General features: G+C 66.2%; 13 protein-coding genes and 3 rRNA genes. 1 reads left to right on the top strand and 15 read right to left on the bottom strand.

Annotated elements, in window-relative coordinates:
* Positions 1-209: 209 nt before the first annotated feature.
* The 4 genes from rrf to tyrS form a co-directional block, all read right to left on the bottom strand.
* Positions 210-326 (bottom strand): 5S ribosomal RNA (gene rrf / locus T9R20_RS11105).
* Between the two features lie 101 nt (positions 327-427).
* Positions 428-3,534: ribosomal RNA gene (locus tag T9R20_RS11110) — 23S ribosomal RNA — on the bottom strand.
* Positions 3,535-3,915: 381 nt separating this feature from the next.
* Positions 3,916-5,437 (bottom strand): 16S ribosomal RNA (locus T9R20_RS11115).
* Together the 16S, 23S and 5S rRNA genes form the textbook arrangement of a ribosomal RNA operon.
* Positions 5,438-6,132: 695 nt before the next feature.
* Entirely contained in the window at positions 6,133-7,437 is a 1,305-nt protein-coding gene (gene tyrS, locus T9R20_RS11120; protein WP_416182902.1) for a tyrosine--tRNA ligase, read from the bottom strand.
* Positions 7,438-7,546: 109 nt separating this feature from the next.
* On the opposite strand from tyrS, the gene T9R20_RS11125 reads away from it, so the two are divergent.
* Entirely contained in the window at positions 7,547-8,140 is a 594-nt protein-coding gene (locus T9R20_RS11125; RefSeq protein ID WP_322409373.1) for a hypothetical protein, read from the top strand.
* 3 nt (positions 8,141-8,143) lie between these two features.
* On the opposite strand, the gene T9R20_RS11130 is transcribed toward T9R20_RS11125, so the two are convergent.
* From T9R20_RS11130 to pheS, 11 genes are all read right to left on the bottom strand, one after another.
* A complete protein-coding gene (locus tag T9R20_RS11130) occupies positions 8,144-8,788 on the bottom strand; it encodes a SatD family protein (protein WP_322409374.1) in 645 nt (214 codons plus the stop codon).
* A 52-nt stretch (positions 8,789-8,840) separates the two neighbouring features.
* A complete protein-coding gene (argH, locus tag T9R20_RS11135; RefSeq protein WP_322409375.1) occupies positions 8,841-10,289 on the bottom strand; it encodes an argininosuccinate lyase in 1,449 nt (482 codons plus the stop codon).
* The gene (locus T9R20_RS11140; protein ID WP_322409376.1) at positions 10,286-11,407 is read right to left on the bottom strand and encodes a heparan-alpha-glucosaminide N-acetyltransferase domain-containing protein; all 1,122 of its coding nucleotides are present in this window, start codon (positions 11,405-11,407) and stop codon (positions 10,286-10,288) included. The genes argH and T9R20_RS11140 overlap by 4 nt, the downstream gene beginning before the upstream one ends.
* A complete protein-coding gene (gene argF, locus T9R20_RS11145; RefSeq protein ID WP_322409377.1) occupies positions 11,404-12,327 on the bottom strand; it encodes an ornithine carbamoyltransferase in 924 nt (307 codons plus the stop codon). Before argF ends, T9R20_RS11140 begins: the two co-directional genes overlap by 4 nt.
* The gene (locus T9R20_RS11150; RefSeq protein WP_322409378.1) at positions 12,324-13,556 is read right to left on the bottom strand and encodes an acetylornithine transaminase; all 1,233 of its coding nucleotides are present in this window, start codon (positions 13,554-13,556) and stop codon (positions 12,324-12,326) included. Before T9R20_RS11150 ends, argF begins: the two co-directional genes overlap by 4 nt.
* A complete protein-coding gene (gene argB, locus T9R20_RS11155) occupies positions 13,553-14,452 on the bottom strand; it encodes an acetylglutamate kinase (protein ID WP_322409379.1) in 900 nt (299 codons plus the stop codon). The genes T9R20_RS11150 and argB overlap by 4 nt, the downstream gene beginning before the upstream one ends.
* Positions 14,449-15,645, bottom strand: coding sequence for a bifunctional glutamate N-acetyltransferase/amino-acid acetyltransferase ArgJ (argJ, locus tag T9R20_RS11160; protein WP_322409380.1), 1,197 nt, complete (start codon positions 15,643-15,645; stop codon positions 14,449-14,451). The genes argB and argJ overlap by 4 nt, the downstream gene beginning before the upstream one ends.
* Positions 15,642-16,694, bottom strand: a complete 1,053-nt coding sequence (gene argC / locus T9R20_RS11165; RefSeq protein ID WP_322409381.1) for an N-acetyl-gamma-glutamyl-phosphate reductase — start codon at positions 16,692-16,694, stop codon at positions 15,642-15,644. The genes argJ and argC overlap by 4 nt, the downstream gene beginning before the upstream one ends.
* 351 nt (positions 16,695-17,045) lie before the next feature.
* Positions 17,046-18,035: an NAD-dependent epimerase/dehydratase family protein gene (locus T9R20_RS11170; RefSeq protein WP_322409382.1), complete on the bottom strand. Its 990-nt coding sequence runs from the start codon at positions 18,033-18,035 to the stop codon at positions 17,046-17,048.
* 65 nt (positions 18,036-18,100) lie between these two features.
* Positions 18,101-20,632, bottom strand: coding sequence for a phenylalanine--tRNA ligase subunit beta (gene pheT / locus T9R20_RS11175; protein WP_322409383.1), 2,532 nt, complete (start codon positions 20,630-20,632; stop codon positions 18,101-18,103).
* Positions 20,632-21,672, bottom strand: coding sequence for a phenylalanine--tRNA ligase subunit alpha (pheS, locus tag T9R20_RS11180; RefSeq protein ID WP_322409384.1), 1,041 nt, complete (start codon positions 21,670-21,672; stop codon positions 20,632-20,634). Before pheS ends, pheT begins: the two co-directional genes overlap by 1 nt.
* Positions 21,673-21,712: the final 40 nt, after the last annotated feature.

Genomic DNA, 21,712 nt, shown 5'->3' on the forward strand with positions numbered 1-21,712 from the left:
ATGGGCGATCCCCCGAAGGCCGCCGGGGACGGTCATGGCGGCCACCGTGGCCTGCAGCGTCCTTTCCGCGGCTATCGCGGGACGGACGGTCTCTGCGATCGTCCGATCCTCCGCGTCGATCCTCGGTCATGACGCTCTCCTCTCCGACCCGATGCGGGCCGTTAACGCGAAATGGCCACCCAGCACTGGGTGGCCATTTCTCGAAAGAAGTCCGGCGGTGTCCTACTCTCCCACAGGGTCGCCCCTGCAGTACCATCGGCGCTGAGAGGCTTAGCTTCCGGGTTCGGAATGGGACCGGGCGTTTCCCTCTCGCTATGGCCGCCGAAACACTATTGATGTTTCAGTCTGCACAACAAAAGTCATTGTCATGCGGTTCTCGACCGTACATCGAGAACCACTCAGTGGACGCGAACAACACAAACGAAGTGTTATCAAGTCATCGGCTTATTAGTACCAGTCAGCTGCATGCATTACTGCACTTCCACATCTGGCCTATCAACCCAGTAGTCTGGCTGGGAGCCTCTCGCCCGAAGGCATGGAAGTCTCATCTTGAGGCCGGCTTCCCGCTTAGATGCTTTCAGCGGTTATCCATCCCGAACGTAGCTAATCAGCGGTGCTCCTGGCGGAACAACTGACACACCAGAGGTTCGTCCAACCCGGTCCTCTCGTACTAGGGTCAGATCCTCTCAAACTTCCTACGCGCGCAGCGGATAGGGACCGAACTGTCTCACGACGTTCTAAACCCAGCTCGCGTACCGCTTTAATGGGCGAACAGCCCAACCCTTGGGACCTACTCCAGCCCCAGGATGCGACGAGCCGACATCGAGGTGCCAAACCATGCCGTCGATATGGACTCTTGGGCAAGATCAGCCTGTTATCCCCGAGGTACCTTTTATCCGTTGAGCGACAGCGCTTCCACAAGCCACTGCCGGATCACTAGTCCCGACTTTCGTCCCTGCTCGACCTGTCAGTCTCACAGTCAAGCTCCCTTGTGCACTTACACTCGCCACCTGATTGCCAACCAGGTTGAGGGAACCTTTGGGCGCCTCCGTTACTTTTTGGGAGGCAACCGCCCCAGTTAAACTACCCACCAGGCACTGTCCCTGAACCGGATTACGGTTCTAAGTTAGATATCCAGAGTGACCAGAGTGGTATTTCAACAATGACTCCACATGAACTGGCGTCCATGCTTCAAAGTCTCCCACCTATCCTACACAAGCCACACCGAACACCAATACCAAGCTGTAGTAAAGGTCACGGGGTCTTTCCGTCCTGCTGCGCGTAACGAGCATCTTTACTCGTAATGCAATTTCGCCGAGTTCGTGGTTGAGACAGTTGGGAAGTCGTTACGCCATTCGTGCAGGTCGGAACTTACCCGACAAGGAATTTCGCTACCTTAGGATGGTTATAGTTACCACCGCCGTTTACTGGGGCTTAAATTCTCAGCTTCGCCTTGCGGCTAACCGGTCCTCTTAACCTTCCAGCACCGGGCAGGCGTCAGTCCGTATACATCGTCTTGCGACTTGGCACGGACCTGTGTTTTTAGTAAACAGTCGCTACCCACTAGTCTCTGCGGCCCCCAAACGCTTTCGGAGCAAGTCCTAATACGTCGAAGGCCCCCCTTCTCCCGAAGTTACGGGGGTATTTTGCCGAGTTCCTTAACCACGATTCTCTCGATCCCCTTGGTATTCTCTACCTGACCACCTGAGTCGGTTTGGGGTACGGGCGGCTTGAACCTCGCGTCGATGCTTTTCTTGGCAGCATAGGATCACCCACTTTTTATCCGCATCGTGTCTCAGCCTGTATGAGTGACGGATTTGCCTATCACTCGGCCTACGCACTTGCACCAGGACAACCATCGCCTGGCTTGGGCTACCTTCCTGCGTCACACCTGTTAATACGCTAGCCGCACCAGCATGGGGTCGAGCGTTCACCAAGACGTCTTCACCCCGAAGGGATCCGTACATTCCTGGCTAGGACTCTTAGCACCACTGGATTGACTGGGGCGGTTCTTCGCCGGTACGGGAATATCAACCCGTTGTCCATCGACTACGCCTGTCGGCCTCGCCTTAGGTCCCGACTTACCCAGGGAAGATTAGCTTGACCCTGGAACCCTTGGTCATTCGGGGGACGTGTTTCTCACACGTCTTTCGCTACTCATGCCTGCATTCTCACTCGTGTAGCCTCCACGGCTGGTTCACACCGCCGCTTCGCTGGCCACACGACGCTCTCCTACCCATCAACACGGCTGGACCACGAAGGCCTACCAATAATGTCAATGCCACAACTTCGGTGGCGTGCTTGAGCCCCGTTACATTGTCGGCGCGGAATCACTTGACCAGTGAGCTATTACGCACTCTTTCAAGGGTGGCTGCTTCTAAGCCAACCTCCTGGTTGTCTGAGCAACTCCACATCCTTTCCCACTTAGCACGCGCTTAGGGACCTTAGTTGGTGGTCTGGGTTGTTTCCCTCTCGACTATGAAGCTTATCCCCCACAGTCTCACTGCTGCGCTCTCACTTACCGGCATTCGGAGTTTGGCTGACGTCAGTAACCTTGTAGGGCCCATCGGCCATCCAGTAGCTCTACCTCCGGCAAGAAACACGCAACGCTGCACCTAAATGCATTTCGGAGAGAACCAGCTATCACGAAGTTTGATTGGCCTTTCACCCCTATCCACAGCTCATCCCCTCAGTTTTCAACCTAAGTGGGTTCGGCCCTCCACGACGTCTTACCGTCGCTTCAGCCTGGCCATGGATAGATCACTTCGCTTCGGGTCTAGGACACGCGACTGAATCGCCCTATTCAGACTCGCTTTCGCTACGGCTACCCCACTCGGGTTAACCTCGCCACGTATCGCTAACTCGCAGGCTCATTCTTCAAAAGGCACGCTGTCACAGCTGCTAGGGCTGCTCCAACGGTTTGTAAGCAAACGGTTTCAGGTACTATTTCACTCCCCTCCCGGGGTACTTTTCACCTTTCCCTCACGGTACTTGTCCGCTATCGGTCATCTGGGAGTATTTAGGCTTATCAGGTGGTCCTGACAGATTCACACGGGATTTCTCGGGCCCCGTGCTACTTGGGATGCTTCTCGCGCCAAGGGAGGCATTTCGACTACGGGGTTGGCACCCTCTATGACCGGCCTTTCAATGCCGTTCGTCTATACCTTCTTGTAACGCTGACTGCTCGGCAGAACAGTCCGAAAAGTCCCACAACCCCGAATACGCAACTCCTGCCGGATATCACACGTACTCGGTTTAGCCTGTTCCGGTTTCGCTCGCCACTACTAACGGAATCGCGGTTGCTTTCTCTTCCTGTGGGTACTGAGATGTTTCACTTCCCCACGTTCCCTCTACCCGCCCTATATATTCAGGCGGGAGTCACTGGGTCGGCATGCCGCCCAGCGGGGTTTCCCCATTCGGAGATCCTCGGATCAAAGTGTGCTTATCCACTCCCCGAGGCTTATCGCAGATTGCTACGTCCTTCTTCGGCTCCAGATGCCAAGGCATCCACCGTTTGCTCTTAAAGACTTGAAATCACATGAGTTTGATCTATCGATCATTCGTTGTGAGGCGCGTCTTTCGACGCGTCTCTAAGATGCTCGCGTCCACTGTGTAGTTCTCAAAGTACGGGCGGTACCCTTCTCGCATGCCGCATTGCGGCACCGAAGAAGGGCCCTGAGGTTCAGAGTGGGCTGCCGAGCGCATCAGCGCCGACCTCCCGCATCCGGTCCCTCAGGACCCAACAGCGTGCATGTGCCCCTCGAGGCGTGCCATTCCGTTCCAGCTGCAAGCAGCGTACTGAGATCGACACGATCCGTGAGGCACCTCGTCAAATGTTCCACCCATGAGCTGACCCCTCCGAGACATTCGCTCGAAGCGGGCTCTGGGATGCCGAGGCATCCAGATGCTCCTTAGAAAGGAGGTGATCCAGCCGCACCTTCCGGTACGGCTACCTTGTTACGACTTAGTCCTAATTACCGATCCCACCTTCGACGGCTCCCTCCACAAGGGTTGGGCCACCGGCTTCAGGTGTTACCGACTTTCATGACTTGACGGGCGGTGTGTACAAGACCCGGGAACGTATTCACCGCAGCGTTGCTGATCTGCGATTACTAGCGACTCCGACTTCATGAGGTCGAGTTGCAGACCTCAATCCGAACTGGGACCGGCTTTTTGGGATTCGCTCCACCTTGCGGTATTGCAGCCCTTTGTACCGGCCATTGTAGCATGCGTGAAGCCCAAGACATAAGGGGCATGATGATTTGACGTCATCCCCACCTTCCTCCGAGTTGACCCCGGCAGTATCCCATGAGTTCCCACCATTACGTGCTGGCAACATAGAACGAGGGTTGCGCTCGTTGCGGGACTTAACCCAACATCTCACGACACGAGCTGACGACAACCATGCACCACCTGTTTACGAGTGTCCAAAGAGTTGACCATTTCTGGCCCGTTCTCGTATATGTCAAGCCTTGGTAAGGTTCTTCGCGTTGCATCGAATTAATCCGCATGCTCCGCCGCTTGTGCGGGTCCCCGTCAATTCCTTTGAGTTTTAGCCTTGCGGCCGTACTCCCCAGGCGGGGAACTTAATGCGTTAGCTGCGTCACGGAATCCGTGGAATGGACCCCACAACTAGTTCCCAACGTTTACGGGGTGGACTACCAGGGTATCTAAGCCTGTTTGCTCCCCACCCTTTCGCTCCTCAGCGTCAGTTACGGCCCAGAGATCTGCCTTCGCCATCGGTGTTCCTCCTGATATCTGCGCATTCCACCGCTACACCAGGAATTCCAATCTCCCCTACCGCACTCTAGTCTGCCCGTACCCACTGCAGGCCCGAGGTTGAGCCTCGGGTTTTCACAGCAGACGCGACAAACCGCCTACGAGCTCTTTACGCCCAATAATTCCGGATAACGCTTGCGCCCTACGTATTACCGCGGCTGCTGGCACGTAGTTAGCCGGCGCTTTTTCTGCAGGTACCGTCACTTTCGCTTCTTCCCTGCTAAAAGAGGTTTACAACCCGAAGGCCGTCATCCCTCACGCGGCGTTGCTGCATCAGGCTTTCGCCCATTGTGCAATATTCCCCACTGCTGCCTCCCGTAGGAGTCTGGGCCGTGTCTCAGTCCCAGTGTGGCCGGTCACCCTCTCAGGCCGGCTACCCGTCGACGCCTTGGTGAGCCATTACCTCACCAACTAGCTGATAGGCCGCGAGCCCATCCCGGACCGAAATTCTTTCCAGCTGCCGAAGATGCCTTCGCAGCTCGTATCCGGTATTAGCAGCTGTTTCCAGCTGTTATCCCAGAGTCCGGGGCAGGTTGCTCACGTGTTACTCACCCGTTCGCCACTGATCCAGAGAGCAAGCTCTCTTTCACCGTTCGACTTGCATGTGTTAAGCACGCCGCCAGCGTTCATCCTGAGCCAGGATCAAACTCTCCGTAAAGAAATGTTGCTGCGAGCCGGTCGGAATAGACCGACAGCAGCGAGTTTGATCTGACCAAAGGGATGTCATTGCTGACTATCCGTTGCCGACCCGAAGGTCGGTCTTTGATCCAAAGGAATCTCTATCCGGCTTACGCCGGAACGAGGTTATTTGGCATTTGACAAGTGCACGCTGTTGAGTTCTCAAGGATCGGATGCTCCTGCTTTCTGGCCTCTCGACCATCTCCGCAGGGCAACTTCTCTAGCTTAGCCCCCGTGTTCGACTCCGTCAAATCGTGTCGTCCTGACCCGAGAAGGATTCGGAAGACGCTCGATCAGGCCGATCGTCGGGGGGGCTCCCCATCGTAGACCTTCCGGCCGACGAGTCTCAAGTCCGAGCTGCTGCTCTCTTCGAGGGGGATGTTCTCCGCTTGAGGGGGGTGAGGCTCTCGGCCTCTCTCGCTTCCCTTTGGGGCGAACAAGTAATAATTTACGTGCGCCCTGCAGGACTGGCAAATCGCGCCCGCATCCCGGGCGTGTCGCGCCTGCGATCCGCGGAAACACGCGGGTGCACCCGACGCCGACCCGTCGGCACGGGCGTACGCGGGATCGATGATCTCAGGCGCAGCCGGGCTCGTCGTTCGACGGTGAGCGCATCGGCCCTGCATGGGCGTCGACATCCGGGGGCCTTCGGAAAGGCGCGACGGACGGACAAGGTCAGCGGACGAAGACGCCCGCGAGCGTCTTCTTTCCGCGACGGAGTACCGAGACTCCGCCCGGCAGCGATCCGGCGACCGTGGCCGCGTCGTCGCCGACGCGGACTCCGTCGAGCGAGACCCCGCCCTGCGTGATCGCCCGTCGCGCCTCGGAGAGGCTCGCGACCAGCCCGGTCTCCACGAGCGCCTGCACCACGGATGCACCGCGATCCATCTCGGCGTGGGGAAGCTCGCGAAGAGCGTGAGCGAGTGTGTCCGCATCCAGCGTGTGCAGGTCACCCTGCCCGAAGAGCGCTTCGGATGCGGCGATCACCGATGCGGTGGCATCCTCCCCGTGCACGATCGCGGTCACCTCTTCGGCGAGGCGCCTCTGCGCAGCACGGCGGAACGGCTCCGCCTCGACGAGCCGTTCGAACTGCTCGATCTCCGCACGCGAGAGGAACGTGAAGATCTTCAACCGCGAGATGACGTCGGCATCATCGGTGTTCAGCCAGAACTGATACATCCGGTAGGGACTGCACATCGCGGCATCGAGCCAGATGGCGTTCCCCTCGCTCTTGCCGAACTTCGTTCCGTCACTGTTGGTGATCAGCGGCGTGCCGATGGCGTGCACCGGTGTGTGCTCGACGTAGTGAATCAGGTCGACGCCACTGGTGAGATTGCCCCACTGATCCGACCCGCCGGTCTGCAGGACGCATCCGTAGGTGCGGTGCAGCTCAAGGTAATCCAAGCCCTGCAGGATCTGGTAGCTGAACTCGGTGTAGCTGATGCCCGCCTCGGAATTCAGTCGCGCACTGACGGCGTCCTTGCTGAGCATCTTGCCGACGCGGTAGTGCTTGCCGATTTCGCGGAGGAAGTCGATGGCCGACAGCGGTGCCGTCCAGTCGAGGTTGTTCACGATGCGTGCGGCGTTGTCGCCGTCGAAACTCAGGAATCGCTCGACCTGAGCGCGGAGGTATCCGACCCACTCCGCCACGGTCTCCTTGGTGTTCAAGGTCCGTTCGCTCGAGGGGCGCGGATCGCCGATCAGACCTGTCGACCCGCCCACCAGACCGAGCGGGCGATGACCGGCGAGCTGGAGCCGGCGCATGGTGAGCAGCTGCACGAGGTTGCCCAGGTGAAGGCTCGGCGCGGTGGGATCGAAACCGCAGTAGAAGGTGATCGGCTCGCCGCCGAGGAGCGCCCGCAACTCCCCCGCGTCGGTGGAGACCTGAACGAGCCCGCGCCACACGAGTTCGTCCCAGACGTTGTCGAAGGACGGATCGTTCGCGGGGGCGGTCGCGTTCACGACGACGGCGGATGACACGCCTGTCAGGCTATCAGCGTGCCCGACACGGGCCGCACGATCGTGTGGAACCACCCGCACACGCGGACTGGCTGACGGCTGCGTCCGACGTCCGTGGGACACTTTCGACATGCCGGATGCCGTCGACGCCACCGATCCCCTGGCCGTCGCGATCGTGGTGGTCTTCCTGTTCCTGTCGCTGTGCACCGCGCTCGTTCTGGTCATCGTCGCCGGCCGCCGTCCTCACGCCTCCCTGCTGTCCATCGCGGCGGGCCTCGTCCTGCTGGCGCTCCTCGTCGTCGCCGTCCTCCCGTACAACGTGCCCGTGCTCCTCGGTGCGATCCTCGCGCTGCTCGGCGTGACGTTGGCCGTGCTCGGCGGCAACCCGTTCACCCGCTGGGTCCTCATCGCCGCCGACGGGCGCACGACCGAGGGCCCACGGGGCGGCATCCTCGTCGAGCTGGCCGCCGAACACTCCGAGTCACGGCAGGAGGAGATCCTGCGGGGCGGCACGACGATCGGCTTTCTCGAGCGGGCGTCGGTGGCGTTGGGGATCGTCGCGGGGTTCCCGGCCGTCATCGCCGTGGTCGTCGCGCTGAAGGGTGTCGGTCGATTCTCGGAGTTGGCGACGCCCGCCGCTCGAGAGCGGTTCATCGTCGGCACCCTCGCCAGCCTCCTCTGGGCGTCCGCCGTCGCGGCGGCCGTATGGATGGCGATCTGGTGAAGGTCATCCCGGCGCGTCGGCGAGCGCCCGAAGCCCCTCGATGAGCGCGCCCGCCTCTGCCGCGGCCAACGCCTGCGACACGGCGGACTGCACGATCCCCTCCGCTGCGGCGAGATCGCTCTGGGTACGGCCGAGCCATCGCCCGTAGACGAGTCGCCGGGTGCGGGGACTGAGCTGAGCGATCGCGCGGTCTCGCGCAAGCAGTCCGCTGTTGGCCACCCGCACCAGCTCGACCGTCTCGGGCGTCGCCGTCTCCGATGTCGCCACCCATGTGCGCGCGGTCGGCGCGACGCGCCGGGCGAGCTGCTCGACCTTCTCGATCGCGCCGCGCGCCGCCCACCACGCCTCACCTTCGGACAGCGCCCCGCCGACCGAGGGGATCTCCTCGATATCGCCCAGACCGAGCCCGAATCTGAGCTCGACGCCCTCGGGGAGCGCGAGCTGCAGCAACACGGTGGCGGTCAGAGCCGACGAGAGCTCCCGGTACACACCCTGCATCTCGTCGCCGACCACGGGAACGAGCTCGCGCTCCGGGGTCGGCCCGTCCGCGGCAACCCGCGCCAGTGCGGCTTCGAGACCGCGTTGCGCCGTCCGCCGGTCCGGGAGTTCCCGCGACGAGACGATGTCAGCGATCACGGCGGCGGGCATGACATCAGCTTAGCGCTGATATGCGACGAGATATCGGCACAAGACTGATATTTTACGAGATATCAGTTAAAGGCTGATTTCCGAGGAACAGCTTCGCCGCCGATTGCGCCCGGGAGACGAGTTCCGCACGCTGCTCGTCGACGCGACCGCGCGCGGTGCCCCCGACGCCCGAGCGACTGGCGACGGACCCCTCGACAGTCAGCACCGAGCGGACCTCCGGACCGAGGTGCGGCGATACCGCTGTCAACAGTGCGTCATCGACATCCTCGAGACCGATCCCCCGCTCCTCGCACGCGCGAACGAGCGCACCCGAGATCTCGTGGGCGTCGCGGAAAGGGATGCCGCGCCTGACCAACCACTCGGCGACGTCCGTCGCCAACGAGAACCCGGCCGGAGCGAGCTCACGCATCCGTTCCGTGTCGAAGCGTAGGGTCGCGACCATCCCCGCGAAAGCGGGGAGGACCACTTCGAGCGTCTGCACGCTGTCGAAGATCGGCTCCTTGTCCTCCTGGAGATCGCGGTTGTACGCCAGCGGAAGGCCTTTCAACATCGTCAGCAGCCCGGTGAGATTGCCGATGAGCCGTCCCGTCTTGCCTCGGGCCAACTCCGCGATGTCGGGGTTCTTCTTCTGCGGCATGATGCTCGACCCCGTCGAGAATCCGTCGTCGAGGGTGACGTAGGAGAACTCGCGGGTGTTCCAGACGATGATGTCTTCGGCGAACCGACTGAGATCGACGCCGATCTGGGCCGCCACGTAGGCAAACTCCGCCACGACGTCGCGCGCGGCGGTCCCGTCGATGGAGTTCTCGGTCGGTCTCCCGAGGCCGACCTCCCGCGCCACCAGCGCGGGATCCAGTCCCAGAGTCGATCCAGCCAGCGCTCCCGACCCGTAGGGCGACGCGTCCGCCCGGGCACGCCAGTCGCGCAGGCGCTCGAGGTCGCGCACGAGCGGCCAGGCATGAGCCTGGAGGTGATGGGCGAGGAGGACGGGCTGCGCGTGCTGGAGGTGCGTGCGCCCCGGCATGATCGCGTCCGCGTGCGCCTCGGCCTGAGCGACGATCGCGTCGATGAGACGCAGCACATCGCGCGCGATCACCGCAGCGTGGTCGACGAGGTACATCCGCACCAGCGTCGCGATCTGGTCGTTGCGGCTCCGACCGGCGCGCAGCTTGCCGCCCAGCTCCGGCCCGACAGCCGCGATGAGGGCCGCCTCGAGTGCACCGTGGACGTCCTCGTCGTTCGGCCGGGGGCGAAGCGTGCCGTCGCGGACCGCCTCCCGCAGGCGGTCGAGCCCCGCACTCATCCGCTGTTCCTCGTCCGCGGTGAGATAGCCCGCCGCCGCCAGGGCCTTGGCGTGCGCGTGCGAACCGGCGATGTCGTAGGGCGCAAGAACCCAGTCGAAGTGCGTGGACACGCTGAGTGCGGCGAGCTCCGGGGAGGGGCCCGAGGCGAAACGCGCTCCCCACAGGGCGCCTTCGTTGGTCTGTTCGTTCTTGGTCACCCGTTGCTCCCTCTGGTCAGCGTGGTCGGCACGATCAGCTTCGACACCCGGTCGAAGGTCCACTCGAGCGGGCCTCGACCGATGACGAGTGCCCAGGCGGTGCACGCGACGACGATTCCGAGAGTCAAGGGCCAGAACGGCTCGAGCTCTCGGAAGGGCGTGAGAAGACCGGTGTTGCCGAATACCACGAGGGCGATGATCGCCCAGACGACGATCTGCGCCGTGTACGCGGTCAGCGGCATCGCCCCGACGGCGCGCAGCGGGAGCACAATCCAGACGAGGACCGTGCGGCACACCAGGAGGGAGCCGGCGATGACGGCCATCGCGAACCCACCCGACCCGATGACTTCGAGCAGTCCGCTCGAGTGGGGTTCCGCCGTCCAGACCTCGCTCCACAGCGTCGCCGTCACCGCGTCGGCGCTCCCTCGCCCGGCGGTGTCGAGACCATAGCCGAGGATGGCCAGTCCGACACCCGCGGCGAGCGCGATGAGCTGGACGCGCAGTCGCGTGAGATCGGCCCGCGCGAGTCCGAGACCGGCGAGGACGAAGGCCATCCAGACCGGGAACGGGTAGTGCCAGCCGAGAGCGGCCGACAGTTCGTCGCCGAGTGGCGTCGACCAGAGCGGCGCCTCGTCCAGGAGCACCTGGATCCAGGGCATCACCGCACCCACGCCCGCGGCGGTCACGAGGACGGCGGCGGCCGAGAGCCGAGTGAACGGCAGGGTCAGGACGAACATGATCGCGTACGCGGGGAGGATGACGTAGAGCGGCACCCCGGTGGCGATGAGGAGCACGCCGAGACTCCAGAGCATCCCCGCGCGGACGGCCAATCGCATCCGCGCGATCGCCATCTGCTCACGCCCGAACGGACGAGGACCCCCGGTGACCAGGCCGATGGACACCCCCGCGAGGGTCGCGAAGAGAATCGAGGATCGCCCGTCGACGAGCCCCAGCCACGTCGAAGGGATCTCCCACAGCAGCTCGGGCGTCACGAGCAGGTGCGCCGCGAACATGCCGAGGACGGCCAGCCCCCGGGCCAGGTCGATCCCGGAGAGTCGGCCTTGTCCGTTCAACCGAGCCCAGTTGCGGCTCAGCATCCCCCGCGGGCGGTCGGTCACTGTTGGCGCAGCAGCCACACCAGGAGTGCCTTCTGTGCGTGAAGCCGGTTCTCCGCCTCGTCCCAGACGACGCTCTGGGGTCCGTCGATGACCTCCGCATCCACCTCGTAGCCGCGGTCGGCCGGGAGACAGTGGATGAAGATCGCGTCGCCGGCGGCGAGGGACATCAGCTCGGTGGTGACCTTGTACGACCCGAGGTCGCGGAGGCGGGCGAGCTTCTCTTCCTCCTTGCCCATCGACACCCAGGTGTCCGTCACGATGACGTCCGCGCCCGCGGCCGCCTCGTTGGGGTCGGTGAAGAGGACGACGCTACCCCCGGTCTCGGCGGCGCGTCGATCGGCCGCTTCGATCACGTCATCGCGGGGCGCATAGTCCTCGGGGGAGGCCACCCGCACGTGCATGCCGGCCGTCACCCCCGCCAAGAGGTACGAGTGCGCCATGTTCGAGCGGCCGTCGCCGAAGAACGACAGCGTGAGACCGGCGAGGTCTCCCTTGTGCTCTCGAATGGTGAGCAGGTCGGCCAGGAGCTGACACGGATGGAAGTCGTCCGACAGCGCGTTCACGACCGGGACCCGGGTCCCCGCGGCCATCTCCTCCAGACCCGCCTGCGCATACGTGCGCCAGACGATGGCGGCGACCTGACGCTCGAGCACCCTGGCGGTGTCGGACGGTGTCTCCTTGCCGCCCAGCTGACTGTTCGCGGTCGAGATGATCAGCGGCGAGCCCCCGAGGTCGGCGATCCCGACCGCGAACGACACACGCGTGCGGGTGGAGGACTTGTCGAAGATCACCGCGACCGTCTGCGGACCCTCCAGCGGACGCAGCTTCCAACGGTCCCGCTTGAGGTCGACCGCCAGGTCGAGGATCTCGCGCTGTTCGGCAGGCGTGAGGTCGTCGTCGCGCAGAAGATGACGGGTCATCGAGATCCCTCCCCTTCGGCGGATGCGGCGCCGGAGCCGTCGAGCACGAGCGCGTCCTCCACCGAACGGATCGCGGCGGTGAAGAGGGCGACGAAGTCGTCGACCTCGACGTCGCCGATCGTGAGGGCGGGCGCCAGTCGGATCGTGGTGTCGTTCGGGGCGTTGATGATGAGTCCGTGCTGCTGAGCCGCCGCGACGAGGGCCTTGGCGAGCGGATGACGCAGCGCGATACCGATCAGGAGGCCCTGCCCGCGGCATCCCTCGATCAGGTCCGAGTCGATCCCGGCGATCGCCTCGCGCAACTGCCGCCCCCGCTCCCGGGCGTTGGTGAGGAGGTCGGCGCGCTCGATCTCGGCCAGCACCGCAGCGGCGACCGCGGTGCCGAGCGCGTTGCCCCCGAACGTCGAGCCGTGGGTGCCGGGATAGAACAGGTCGCTCGCAGCCCCGAAGGTGATGAGGGCGCCGATCGGGAAGCCGCCACCGATGCCCTTGGCCACGGTGATGGCGTCGGGGGTGATCCCTGCGTGCTGGAAGGCGAACCACTCCCCGGTCCGGCCCGCGCCCGTCTGGATCTCGTCGACGACGAGCAGCGCGCCGTGGCGCGCGGTGATCTCGCGCGCCGTCGCGAGGTATCCCTCGGGGAGTTCCACCACTCCCGCTTCGCCCTTGATCGGCTCGACGAAGAGCGCGGCCACGCGCCCGTCCATCGCCGCCTCGAGCGCCTCCACCGTCGAGTCGATGAATTCCACCCCGGGGACCATCGGGAGGAACGGCTCCTGCATCCAGGACTTGCCGGTCAGAGCAAGGGTTCCCATCGTTCGCCCGTGGAAGGCGTCGCGCAGCGCGAGGATCCGGGGTCGGTCGGCGCCGCCCTGGAGCCTCGCCAGCTTGAAGGCCGCCTCGTTGGCCTCCGCACCGGAGTTGCCAAAGTACACTCGGCCGCTGTCCCCGGTACCGGCGAGGCGCTTCAGACGGGCCGCGAGCTCGAGCTGCGGAGGGGTGGCGAAGTAGTTGGACACGTGTGCCAGGGTCGCGGCCTGTCGCGCCACCGCATCCACGAACACGGGGTGGGCGTGCCCGAGGGAGTTCACCGCGATGCCGCCCAGGAAATCGAGATAACGGATCCCCGCGTCGTCCCAGAGGTAGGCGCCCTCCCCGCGGACGAACATCGCCATCCGGTCGCCGAAGCTACGAACGAGGTCGCGCCCCGCGTCATCCTGCCAGGTCATCCTCGCACCACCTCTGTTCCGATTCCGTTGCTGGTGAAGATCTCCACGAGCACCGAGTGCGGTACTCGCCCGTCGATGATCGCCGCCGTCTCGACGCCGCCCTCGACCGCCTCGAGGCATGCCTGCATCTTGGGGATCATGCCCGACTCGAGCGTCGGGAGCATCTCGCGCAGCGTCGAGGACGTCAGGTGCGAGACGAGGGAATCGCGGTTCGGCCAGTCGGCGTACAGGCCCGGCACGTCGGTGAGGACCACGAGCTTCACCGCTTTCAGCGCCACCGCGAGCGCGGACGCTGCGGCGTCGGCGTTGACGTTCAACGATGCGCCCGGCCGATCGAGGTCGGGGGCGATGCTGGAGACGACGGGGATGCGTCCGGCGGCGAGGTGGTCGAGCACCGGCTGCGGGTCGACCTCGACGACGTCGCCCACCCGGCCCAGGTCGTGCTCGATGCCGTCGATGGTGACCCCGCGACGGCGCCCGCCGAAGAGCCCGGCGTCTTCACCGCTCAAGCCGGTCGCCAAGGGCCCGTGCGTGTTGATCTTGCCCACCAGCTGGGGATTGATCTGGCCGGTGAGCACCATCCGCACGACCGAGATCGCCTCGGTGGAGGTGACCCGGTAGCCGCCCTTGAACTCGCTCGGGATCTCGAGCCGGTCGAGCATCGAGGAGATCTGCGGCCCACCCCCGTGCACGACGACGGGCTTCACGCCCGCGTAGCGGAGGTAGGCCATGTCTGCGGCGAACGCGTCTTGCAGCTCTTCGCTGACCATGGCGTTGCCGCCGTACTTGATGACGATCACCTGGTCTCGGAATCGCCGCAGCCACGGCAGCGACTCGATGAGGACGGCGGCCTTCGCGCTCGCCTCCCCGGGATCGGTCGTCTGGATGTCGGTCATGAGGAGTACGCGCTGTTCTCGTGGACGTAGTCGTGGGTGAGGTCGTTGGTGCGGATGAGCGCGTGAGCGTCGCCCGCCTTCAGGTCGATGCGGACCACCGTGGCGCGTGGAGTCAGGTCGACCTCCTCGCGCGGGCGGTCCGGACCGCCCTGCGTGCACACCCGCACGCCGTTCATCCAGACGTCGACGTCATAGGGGTCGAAGGCCGCGTCGGTCGTGCCGATCGCCGCGAGCACCCGCCCCCAGTTCGGGTCGTTGCCGAAGATCGCGGCCTTGAAGAGGTTGTTGCGGGCGACCGAGCGCCCGACCACGACCGCGTCGTCTTCGGATGCCGCGTTCTGGACCTGGATGCTGATGTCGTGGCTGGCCCCTTCGGCGTCGGCCTGGAGCTGACCGGCGAGGTCGTCGCACACCGCGGTCAGCCGGCGCCGGAACTCGTCGGGGTCGGGCGCGACGCCGGACGCGCCGCTGACCATGAGGGTGACCTGGTCGTTGGTCGACATGCAGCCGTCGGAGTCCAGGCGGTCGAAGGTGACCCGGGTCGCGGCGCGCAGATGCGCGTCGGCCTCCTCGGCGGTGAGGACGGCGTCAGTGGTGACGACGACGAGCATCGTCGCAAGGCCGGGCGCCAGCATCCCGGCTCCCTTGGCCATTCCGCCGATCGTCCATCCGTGGCTGGCTTCGACGGCCCGCTTGGGCCGGGAGTCGGTCGTCATGATCGCTTCGGATGCGGCGTCGCCGCCGTCTGAGGCGAGCGAGGCGATCGCCCGTTCGGTCCCGTCGAGCACCTTCTGCCGGAACACCTCGTCGCCGACGCCGATGAGACCGGTGGAGCAGATGAGGATGTCGCCGGCGCCGACGCCGAGCAGTTCGGCGGCCTTCTCGGCGGTCTCGTGGGTGGTCTGGAAGCCGAACGCCCCCGTGAAGCAGTTGGCCCCTCCGGAGTTGAGCACGATCGCCTCGACGACGCCGTCCCGGATCACCTGCTCCGACCACAGGATGGGGTTGGCCTTGGCCCGGTTGCTCGTGAAGACCGCGGCGCCGACTTTGAGCGGACCGCGGTTGACAACGACGGCGACATCGGGCTTGCCGGTCGACTTCAGTCCCGCGACGACGCCGGCCGCCTCGAAGCCCTTCGGCGCGGTGACACCGCGGGAGGCGAAGCCGTGAGGCCGGTCGTCGTCGATGTTCACGGGGCCACTCCGTTGACGGTGAGCGCCCGACCCTCGGGGAGTCCGAGCGCGATGTTCATGGACTGCACGGCGGCGCCCGCGGTGCCTTTGACGAGGTTGTCGACCGCGGTGACGACGACCACCCGGTTCGCATCGCGGTCGATCGCGAGCCCCATCAGCGCGGTGTTGGCCCCGAGGACGTCGGCCGTGCGGGGGAAGTGCCCCGCCGGGAGGAGCTGCACGAAGGTCTCTTCTCCGTACGCCCGCTCCCACGCCGCCCGGATGTCGTCGTCGCTCGCCCCGGAAGCGATGGGAGCGGTCGAGGTGGCGAGAATTCCACGCGCCATCGGCACGATCACGGGGGTGAACGAGATCCGGATGGCGGCTGTGGCGTCAGGCGCCGCCCCGGCGAGCGCCTGTCGGATCTCGGGGATGTGGCGATGGGTGCCGCCGACCGCGTAGGGATTGGCGGTGCCGAGGATCTCGCTGCCGAGGAGATGCGGCTTGAGGCTCTTGCCGGCGCCTGAGGGCCCGACCGCGAGCACGGTGACGATGTCGCCCGGGTCGATGACACCCGCGGCGACGCCCGGCGCGAGGCTGAGGCTCACCGTGGAGGCGTTGCATCCGGGCGCCGCGATTCGCGTCGCCCCGCGCAGCAGGTCACGCTGCGTGCCCGCACCGACGAGGAGCTCGGGCACCCCGTAGGTCCACGGCTCGTGGAACACGCCGCCGTAGAAGCGATCCCACTCCCCCACCGACTCCAGCCGGTGATCCGCACCGGCGTCGATCACGAGCGGCGTCTCGCGCAGCGCGTCGGTGTACTGCCCCGACTGTCCGTGCGGGAGGGCGAGGAAGACGATGTCGTGACCGGAGAGCACCTCGGGGGTAGTCTCCTGGAGCGTCAGGTGCGCCAGCGAACGCAGATGGGGCTGGTGCTCGATGAGCTTCTGTCCGGCGTTGGAGTGCGCGGTGACCGTGCGGATCTCGACGTCGGGATGTGCGGCGAGGATCCGGAGGATCTCGCCGCCCGCATAGCCGGATGCGCCGGAGACGGCGACCGAATATGTCATGGATTCCACCTTAGAGTCTGGGGTCGTGGGCTGCCGACGGCGACGCCCGTGACTCCCCTCGAAGGAGGTGCGCGGGGTCGCCTAAAGTCGGCGTCCGTCCAGACGTCGGCGCGCGGGAGCGACGCTCGGAGCGAGCGTGGCGAAGAAGGGCGCGGCCGAAGGCATGCGCCGACCATACCGACCGGTCGCGGGCACCCGCAAATCGGGGCTCGTGCGGTGCGGCGGGTCGAGGTCACGGGGTCGACCGGCGCACAACTCCTGCAGATCGCCGAGACGGGCGCCTGCCACCCGCGGAATCACGGGTGCCCCCGGCATCAGCGGTCGGGGATTGCAGGAGTTGTGCGCACCCGGTCAGCCCAGCTCCGCCAGCAACGCGAGTTCCTCGGCGCGCGTGAGCCCCGACCTCCGCACACGGTCGAGGCCGCGCTCGCGCTCGTCCGCCAGAGCGCGCTCGAGGGTGTCGCGGAGGTCGCGCACGTGACCGCCCGCAGCGCGGTACGCCGCATTCGAACGCGTGGCGAACCCGGGCATGTCGCTCGGCAGCCACAGCGGGAGCGAGCGCGCACCCATCCAGTACTGCACCCAGTACTGCACGTCGTGCGCGATGAGCCAGTCGTCCTCACCATCCACGACAACCCCGGAGTGCCCCGTCACCTCGCGAGCGGTCTCGAGGAGGGTGCGGAACGGCACGGAATCACCGATCGCGTTGGCGAGGATCGATCGCTCCCGGCGTCCACAGGCGACGAGGAACGCGGCGAGGTCGTCGACGTCGATGACCTGGGCCCGTCGATCGTCCAGGGTGGGCGTGAGCACCGGCCCGTCACCGGCGACCGCGAGGCGCGCGACCCAGTAGCCGAACCGATCCGTGGGGTCCCCCGGCCCGACGATGAGCCCCGGGCGCACGATCGCGGCCCGCGCACCGAAAGCGTCGCGGACGGATGCCTCAGCGGCGGCCTTCGCACGCGAGTAGTCGTACTCCTCCCCCGGCCGAAGCGGCGCACTGACCTCGGCGCCCTCGTCCGCACCGACGACATCGTTCGCCGCGTACACCGATAGCGATGACACGTACGTCAGGTGACGGGCGACCGGCGCGAGCACGGCGACCGCCGATGCCACGTGCTCTGGCGTGGAGGAGATCTCGACCACCTCGTCCCACTCGCGCTCGGCCACGGCGTCGTAGGCTCCCGGCGCCGCCCGGTCGGCGGCGATGAGCTCCGCTCCGTCCGGTGCGGGTCGTCCGCCGCGCGCAAGACAGGTGACGCGGGCACCTGCGTCCACCCAGGCTCGAGCGACCCGTCCGCTCAGCCAACCGGTCCCGCCCAGGATGAGCACGTGCGTCATGCGGCCATCCCATCAGAGCGTCACGCCATGCGATACGGCGTTCCGCTCTGGGCGGAGCGCATCGCCTATTCGCGCAGGCTCGCCCCGAAGCGCGACGCCGCCTCGGCGACGCCCGCGAGCTTCGCCTCGGTGGCCTCGGCCGCGGTGAGGGTGCGGTCCGGCGCACGGAACCTCAGGGCGAACGTCAGGCTCTTCGAGCCCTCCGGAACACCCGCCCCGCGGTAGTCGTCGACAAGACGCAGCGACTCGAGCAGATCGCCCGCCCCGTCGACGAGCGCCGCGCGGACGTCGGATGCCGGGACCTCGGCGCTCACGACGAGGGAGACGTCCTGCGTGGCAGCCGGGTAGCCGGAAAGCGACGCCGCGACCACCCTCTCCCCTGCCAGGGAGAGCGCGAGATCGAGATCGAGTTCGGCGACCACGACGCGGCCGGGAAGGTCGGCGTCCTCGGCGACGGACGGGAGCAGCTCGCCGACGTGACCGACCACGACGTCCCCGACGGACAGGATGCCCGTGCGACCGGGGTGCAGGGCCGCGCGCTCGCCCTGCGCGACCTCGATCGTGACACCCGCTGCCGCCCCAATGCTGCGGACGGCATCGAGCGCATCGGCCAGGCCCGCCTCCGCGGCAGGCACGCCGGGCTGCTTCGGGGTGACCGCTCCGGTCACGAGCACCGCGACGTGGCGGTGCTGCGGCGGGATCGACGCGTCGAGTGCCGTCAGCGTCGCAGCATCGGGTCGCACCGCCAGCGGCGGGACGAACTCGGTGCCGTAGGCCACGCCGGGCTCGGGCAGGAAGACGGCGCCGGTCTCGAACAGCGCGAGGTCGGTGAGACCGCGCGCCACGTTGCGGTGCGCGACGCGCAGCAGTCCCGGCACGAGGCTCCGGCGGAGGAACGGCGCCTGCCCGTCGAGGGGATTGGCGAGCTTGACGCTCGGCAGGTGCTCTCCCGTCGCCGATCCGTGGAGGTCGTTCTGCTCCTCGGTGGTGAATCCGAAGGACGGCGTCTCGACGTATCCGGCGGCGGCGAGCGCGTTGGCGACGCGACGCCGGCCCTGCTGCGCCGCGGTGAGCCCGCGCCCCGAGGGCGGCGTCGGCAGCACCGAGGGAATGCGGTCGTATCCCTCGATCCGGGCGACCTCTTCGGCCAGGGTCCACTTGTCGGTCAGGTCCGGACGCCACGAAGGGGGGAAGACGACCCAGTTCGCGTCGTTCTCGCGGACCTCGCAGCCGATGAGCTCGAGGGCGCGGACGATCTCGTGCTCGGTGTAGGGGACTCCGATGAGCGCCGGCACGAAGGGCCGCGGTAGTTCCACACCGGGCGTCTCGATGACCGCGTGCAGGGCGCCGCCGGCGCGGGTGTCGGTGCCGCCGGCGTAGGTGACCATCAGCTCCGCCACGCGCGCGGCCGCCACGAACGGGATCGCCGGGTCGACGCCGCGCTCGAAGCGGCGCGAGGCCTCCGACGGCAGCTTGTGCCGGCGCGCAGTGCGGGCGATGGACACGGTGTCGAACGTCGCGGCCTCGATGAGCACGTTCCGGGTCGACGAGGTCATCTCCGTCGTCCCGCCGCCCATGACGCCCGCGAGGCCGATCGGCCCCGACTCGTCGGTGATCAGCAGGTCCTCGGGGCTGAGCTCGCGCACCTTGCCGTCGAGGGTCTCGAGCCTCTCGCCCGCGACCGCACGACGCACGGTGATGCCGCCGCGTAGTGTGTCGAGGTCGTAGCCGTGGATCGGCTGACCGAGCTCGACCATGACGTAGTTGGTGATGTCGATGAGGATGCCGAGCGAGCGGATGCCGGCGAGCGAGAGCCGCGCGATCATCCACGCCGGCGTGGGCTTGGTGGGATCCACGTCGCGGACGATGCGCGCCACGAACTCCGACGCTCCAACCCGACCACGGATCGGGGCCCGATCATCGACGGCGACGGCGAACGCCGTGTCGTCGTGCAGGTTCACCTCTCCCCATTCGCGCGCACCCGGATCGCGGAAGGCCGCTCCGGTGGCGTGGGAGTACTCGCGCGCGACGCCGCGCACCGACAGCGCGTACCCCCGGTCGGGGGTGACGTTGATGTCGACCGCGACATCGTCGAGCCCGAGGAGGCTGATCGCGTCCGAACCGACCGGCGCGTCGATGCCGAGTTCGACCAGGCGCAGGATGCCGTCGTGCTCGTCACCGAGACCGAGCTCTCTGGCCGAGGCGATCATGCCGTCTGAGACATGCCCGTAGGTCTTCCGGGCGGCGATCGGGAACGGGCCGGGCAGCACGGCGCCCGGGAGGGTCACCGGCACCTTGTCGCCGACGAAGAAGTTGCGCGCGCCGCACACGATCCCATGCACGGCGGGCCCCCCGTCCGCGGCGGTCTCGCCGTCGGGAGCGACCTTCACCTGGCACCAGCGGATGGTCTTGCCGTTGGACTGCGGCTCTTCGACGAAGTCGAGCACCTCGCCCACGACGATGGGACCCTGCAGCTCGAAGCGGTGCACGTCCTCCTCTTCGAACCCGACGCGCACGAGCGCGGCGAGCACGTCCTCGGGGGTGGCCTCCGCCGGCACATCCACGTACTCACGCAGCCACGAAAGCGGGACGCGCATCAGACCACCATCCCGAACTGCTCGCTGAAGCGCACATCGCCCTCGGCCATGTCGCGCATGTCCTGCACATCGCTGCGGAACATCAGCGTCCTCTCGATCCCCATCCCGAAGGCGAAGCCCGAGTACTCCTCGGGGTCGATCCCCGCTGCGCGCAGCACGTTGGGGTTGACCATGCCGCACCCGCCCCACTCGATCCAGCGCGCCCCGCCCTTGAAGGTCGGGTGCCACAGATCGAGCTCGGCGGACGGCTCGGTGAAGGGGAAGTAGTTGGCGCGGAAGCGGGTCTTCGCCTCGGGTCCGAACAGCACGCGGGCGGCGTGGTCGAGCGTGCCCTTGAGGTGCGCCATCGTGATGCCCTTGTCGATCACGAGACCTTCGAACTGCGTGAAGACCGGAAGGTGCGTGGCGTCGAACTCGTCGGTCCGGTACACCCGCCCCGGGCACAGCACGTAGATCGGCAGGTCGCGCTCGAGCATCGAACGCACCTGCACGGGGCTCGTGTGCGTCCGCATCACCAGGTGCCGATCGACCGGGTCGACGAAGAACGTGTCCTGCATCTGACGCGCCGGGTGGTCGGCGTCGAAGTTGAGCGCATCGAAGTTGAACCACTCGTGCTCGAGCTCGGGGCCTTCGGCGATCTCCCATCCCATCCCGACGAAGATGTCGGCGATCTGCTCCTGCAGGAGCGAGATGGGATGCCGCGCACCGACCCGAGCCCGCGTGGGAAGCGCGGTGATGTCGACGCGCTCGGACTCCAGACGTGCCGCCGTCTCGGCCGCGGCGACCTCCGCCTCCCGGGCGGCCAGGGCCTGGGTGACACGGCCGCGAGCCTGACCGATGAGCTTGCCGAACTCGGCCTTGCGGTCGGGGGCGACATCGCGCAGACGGGCGTTGAGTCGGGCGAGCGGCGAGCCCTCCGCCGTGTGCGCGGCGCGGGCCGCCTTCAGGTCGGCCGTGCTGGATGCCGCGGCGATCGCGGCGAGCGCGGCATCGACCGCGGCCTCCACTGCGTGCGGGGTGATCTCGGGTGCGTCGGACACGAGAGTCGAGTCTACCGACGGCGAATGCCGCGGCCCGCCG

The sequence above is a fragment of the Microbacterium invictum genome (assembly GCF_034421375.1).
Taxonomy (GTDB): Bacteria; Actinomycetota; Actinomycetes; order Actinomycetales; family Microbacteriaceae; genus Microbacterium; species Microbacterium invictum_A.

What these genes read in the sequence shown, in the direction of transcription:
- argB (WP_322409379.1), bottom strand. Translation starts at nt 14,452, where the DNA reads ATGACCGACATCCAGACGACCGATCCCGGGGAGGCGAGCGCGAAGGCC.
- T9R20_RS11150 (WP_322409378.1), bottom strand. Translation starts at nt 13,556, where the DNA reads ATGACCTGGCAGGATGACGCGGGGCGCGACCTCGTTCGTAGCTTCGGC.
- T9R20_RS11170 (WP_322409382.1), bottom strand. Translation starts at nt 18,035, where the DNA reads ATGACGCACGTGCTCATCCTGGGCGGGACCGGTTGGCTGAGCGGACGG.
- T9R20_RS11125 (WP_322409373.1), top strand. Translation starts at nt 7,547, where the DNA reads ATGCCGGATGCCGTCGACGCCACCGATCCCCTGGCCGTCGCGATCGTG.
- pheT (WP_322409383.1), bottom strand. Translation starts at nt 20,632, where the DNA reads ATGCGCGTCCCGCTTTCGTGGCTGCGTGAGTACGTGGATGTGCCGGCG.
- argF (WP_322409377.1), bottom strand. Translation starts at nt 12,327, where the DNA reads ATGACCCGTCATCTTCTGCGCGACGACGACCTCACGCCTGCCGAACAG.
- T9R20_RS11130 (WP_322409374.1), bottom strand. Translation starts at nt 8,788, where the DNA reads ATGCCCGCCGCCGTGATCGCTGACATCGTCTCGTCGCGGGAACTCCCG.
- argC (WP_322409381.1), bottom strand. Translation starts at nt 16,694, where the DNA reads ATGACATATTCGGTCGCCGTCTCCGGCGCATCCGGCTATGCGGGCGGC.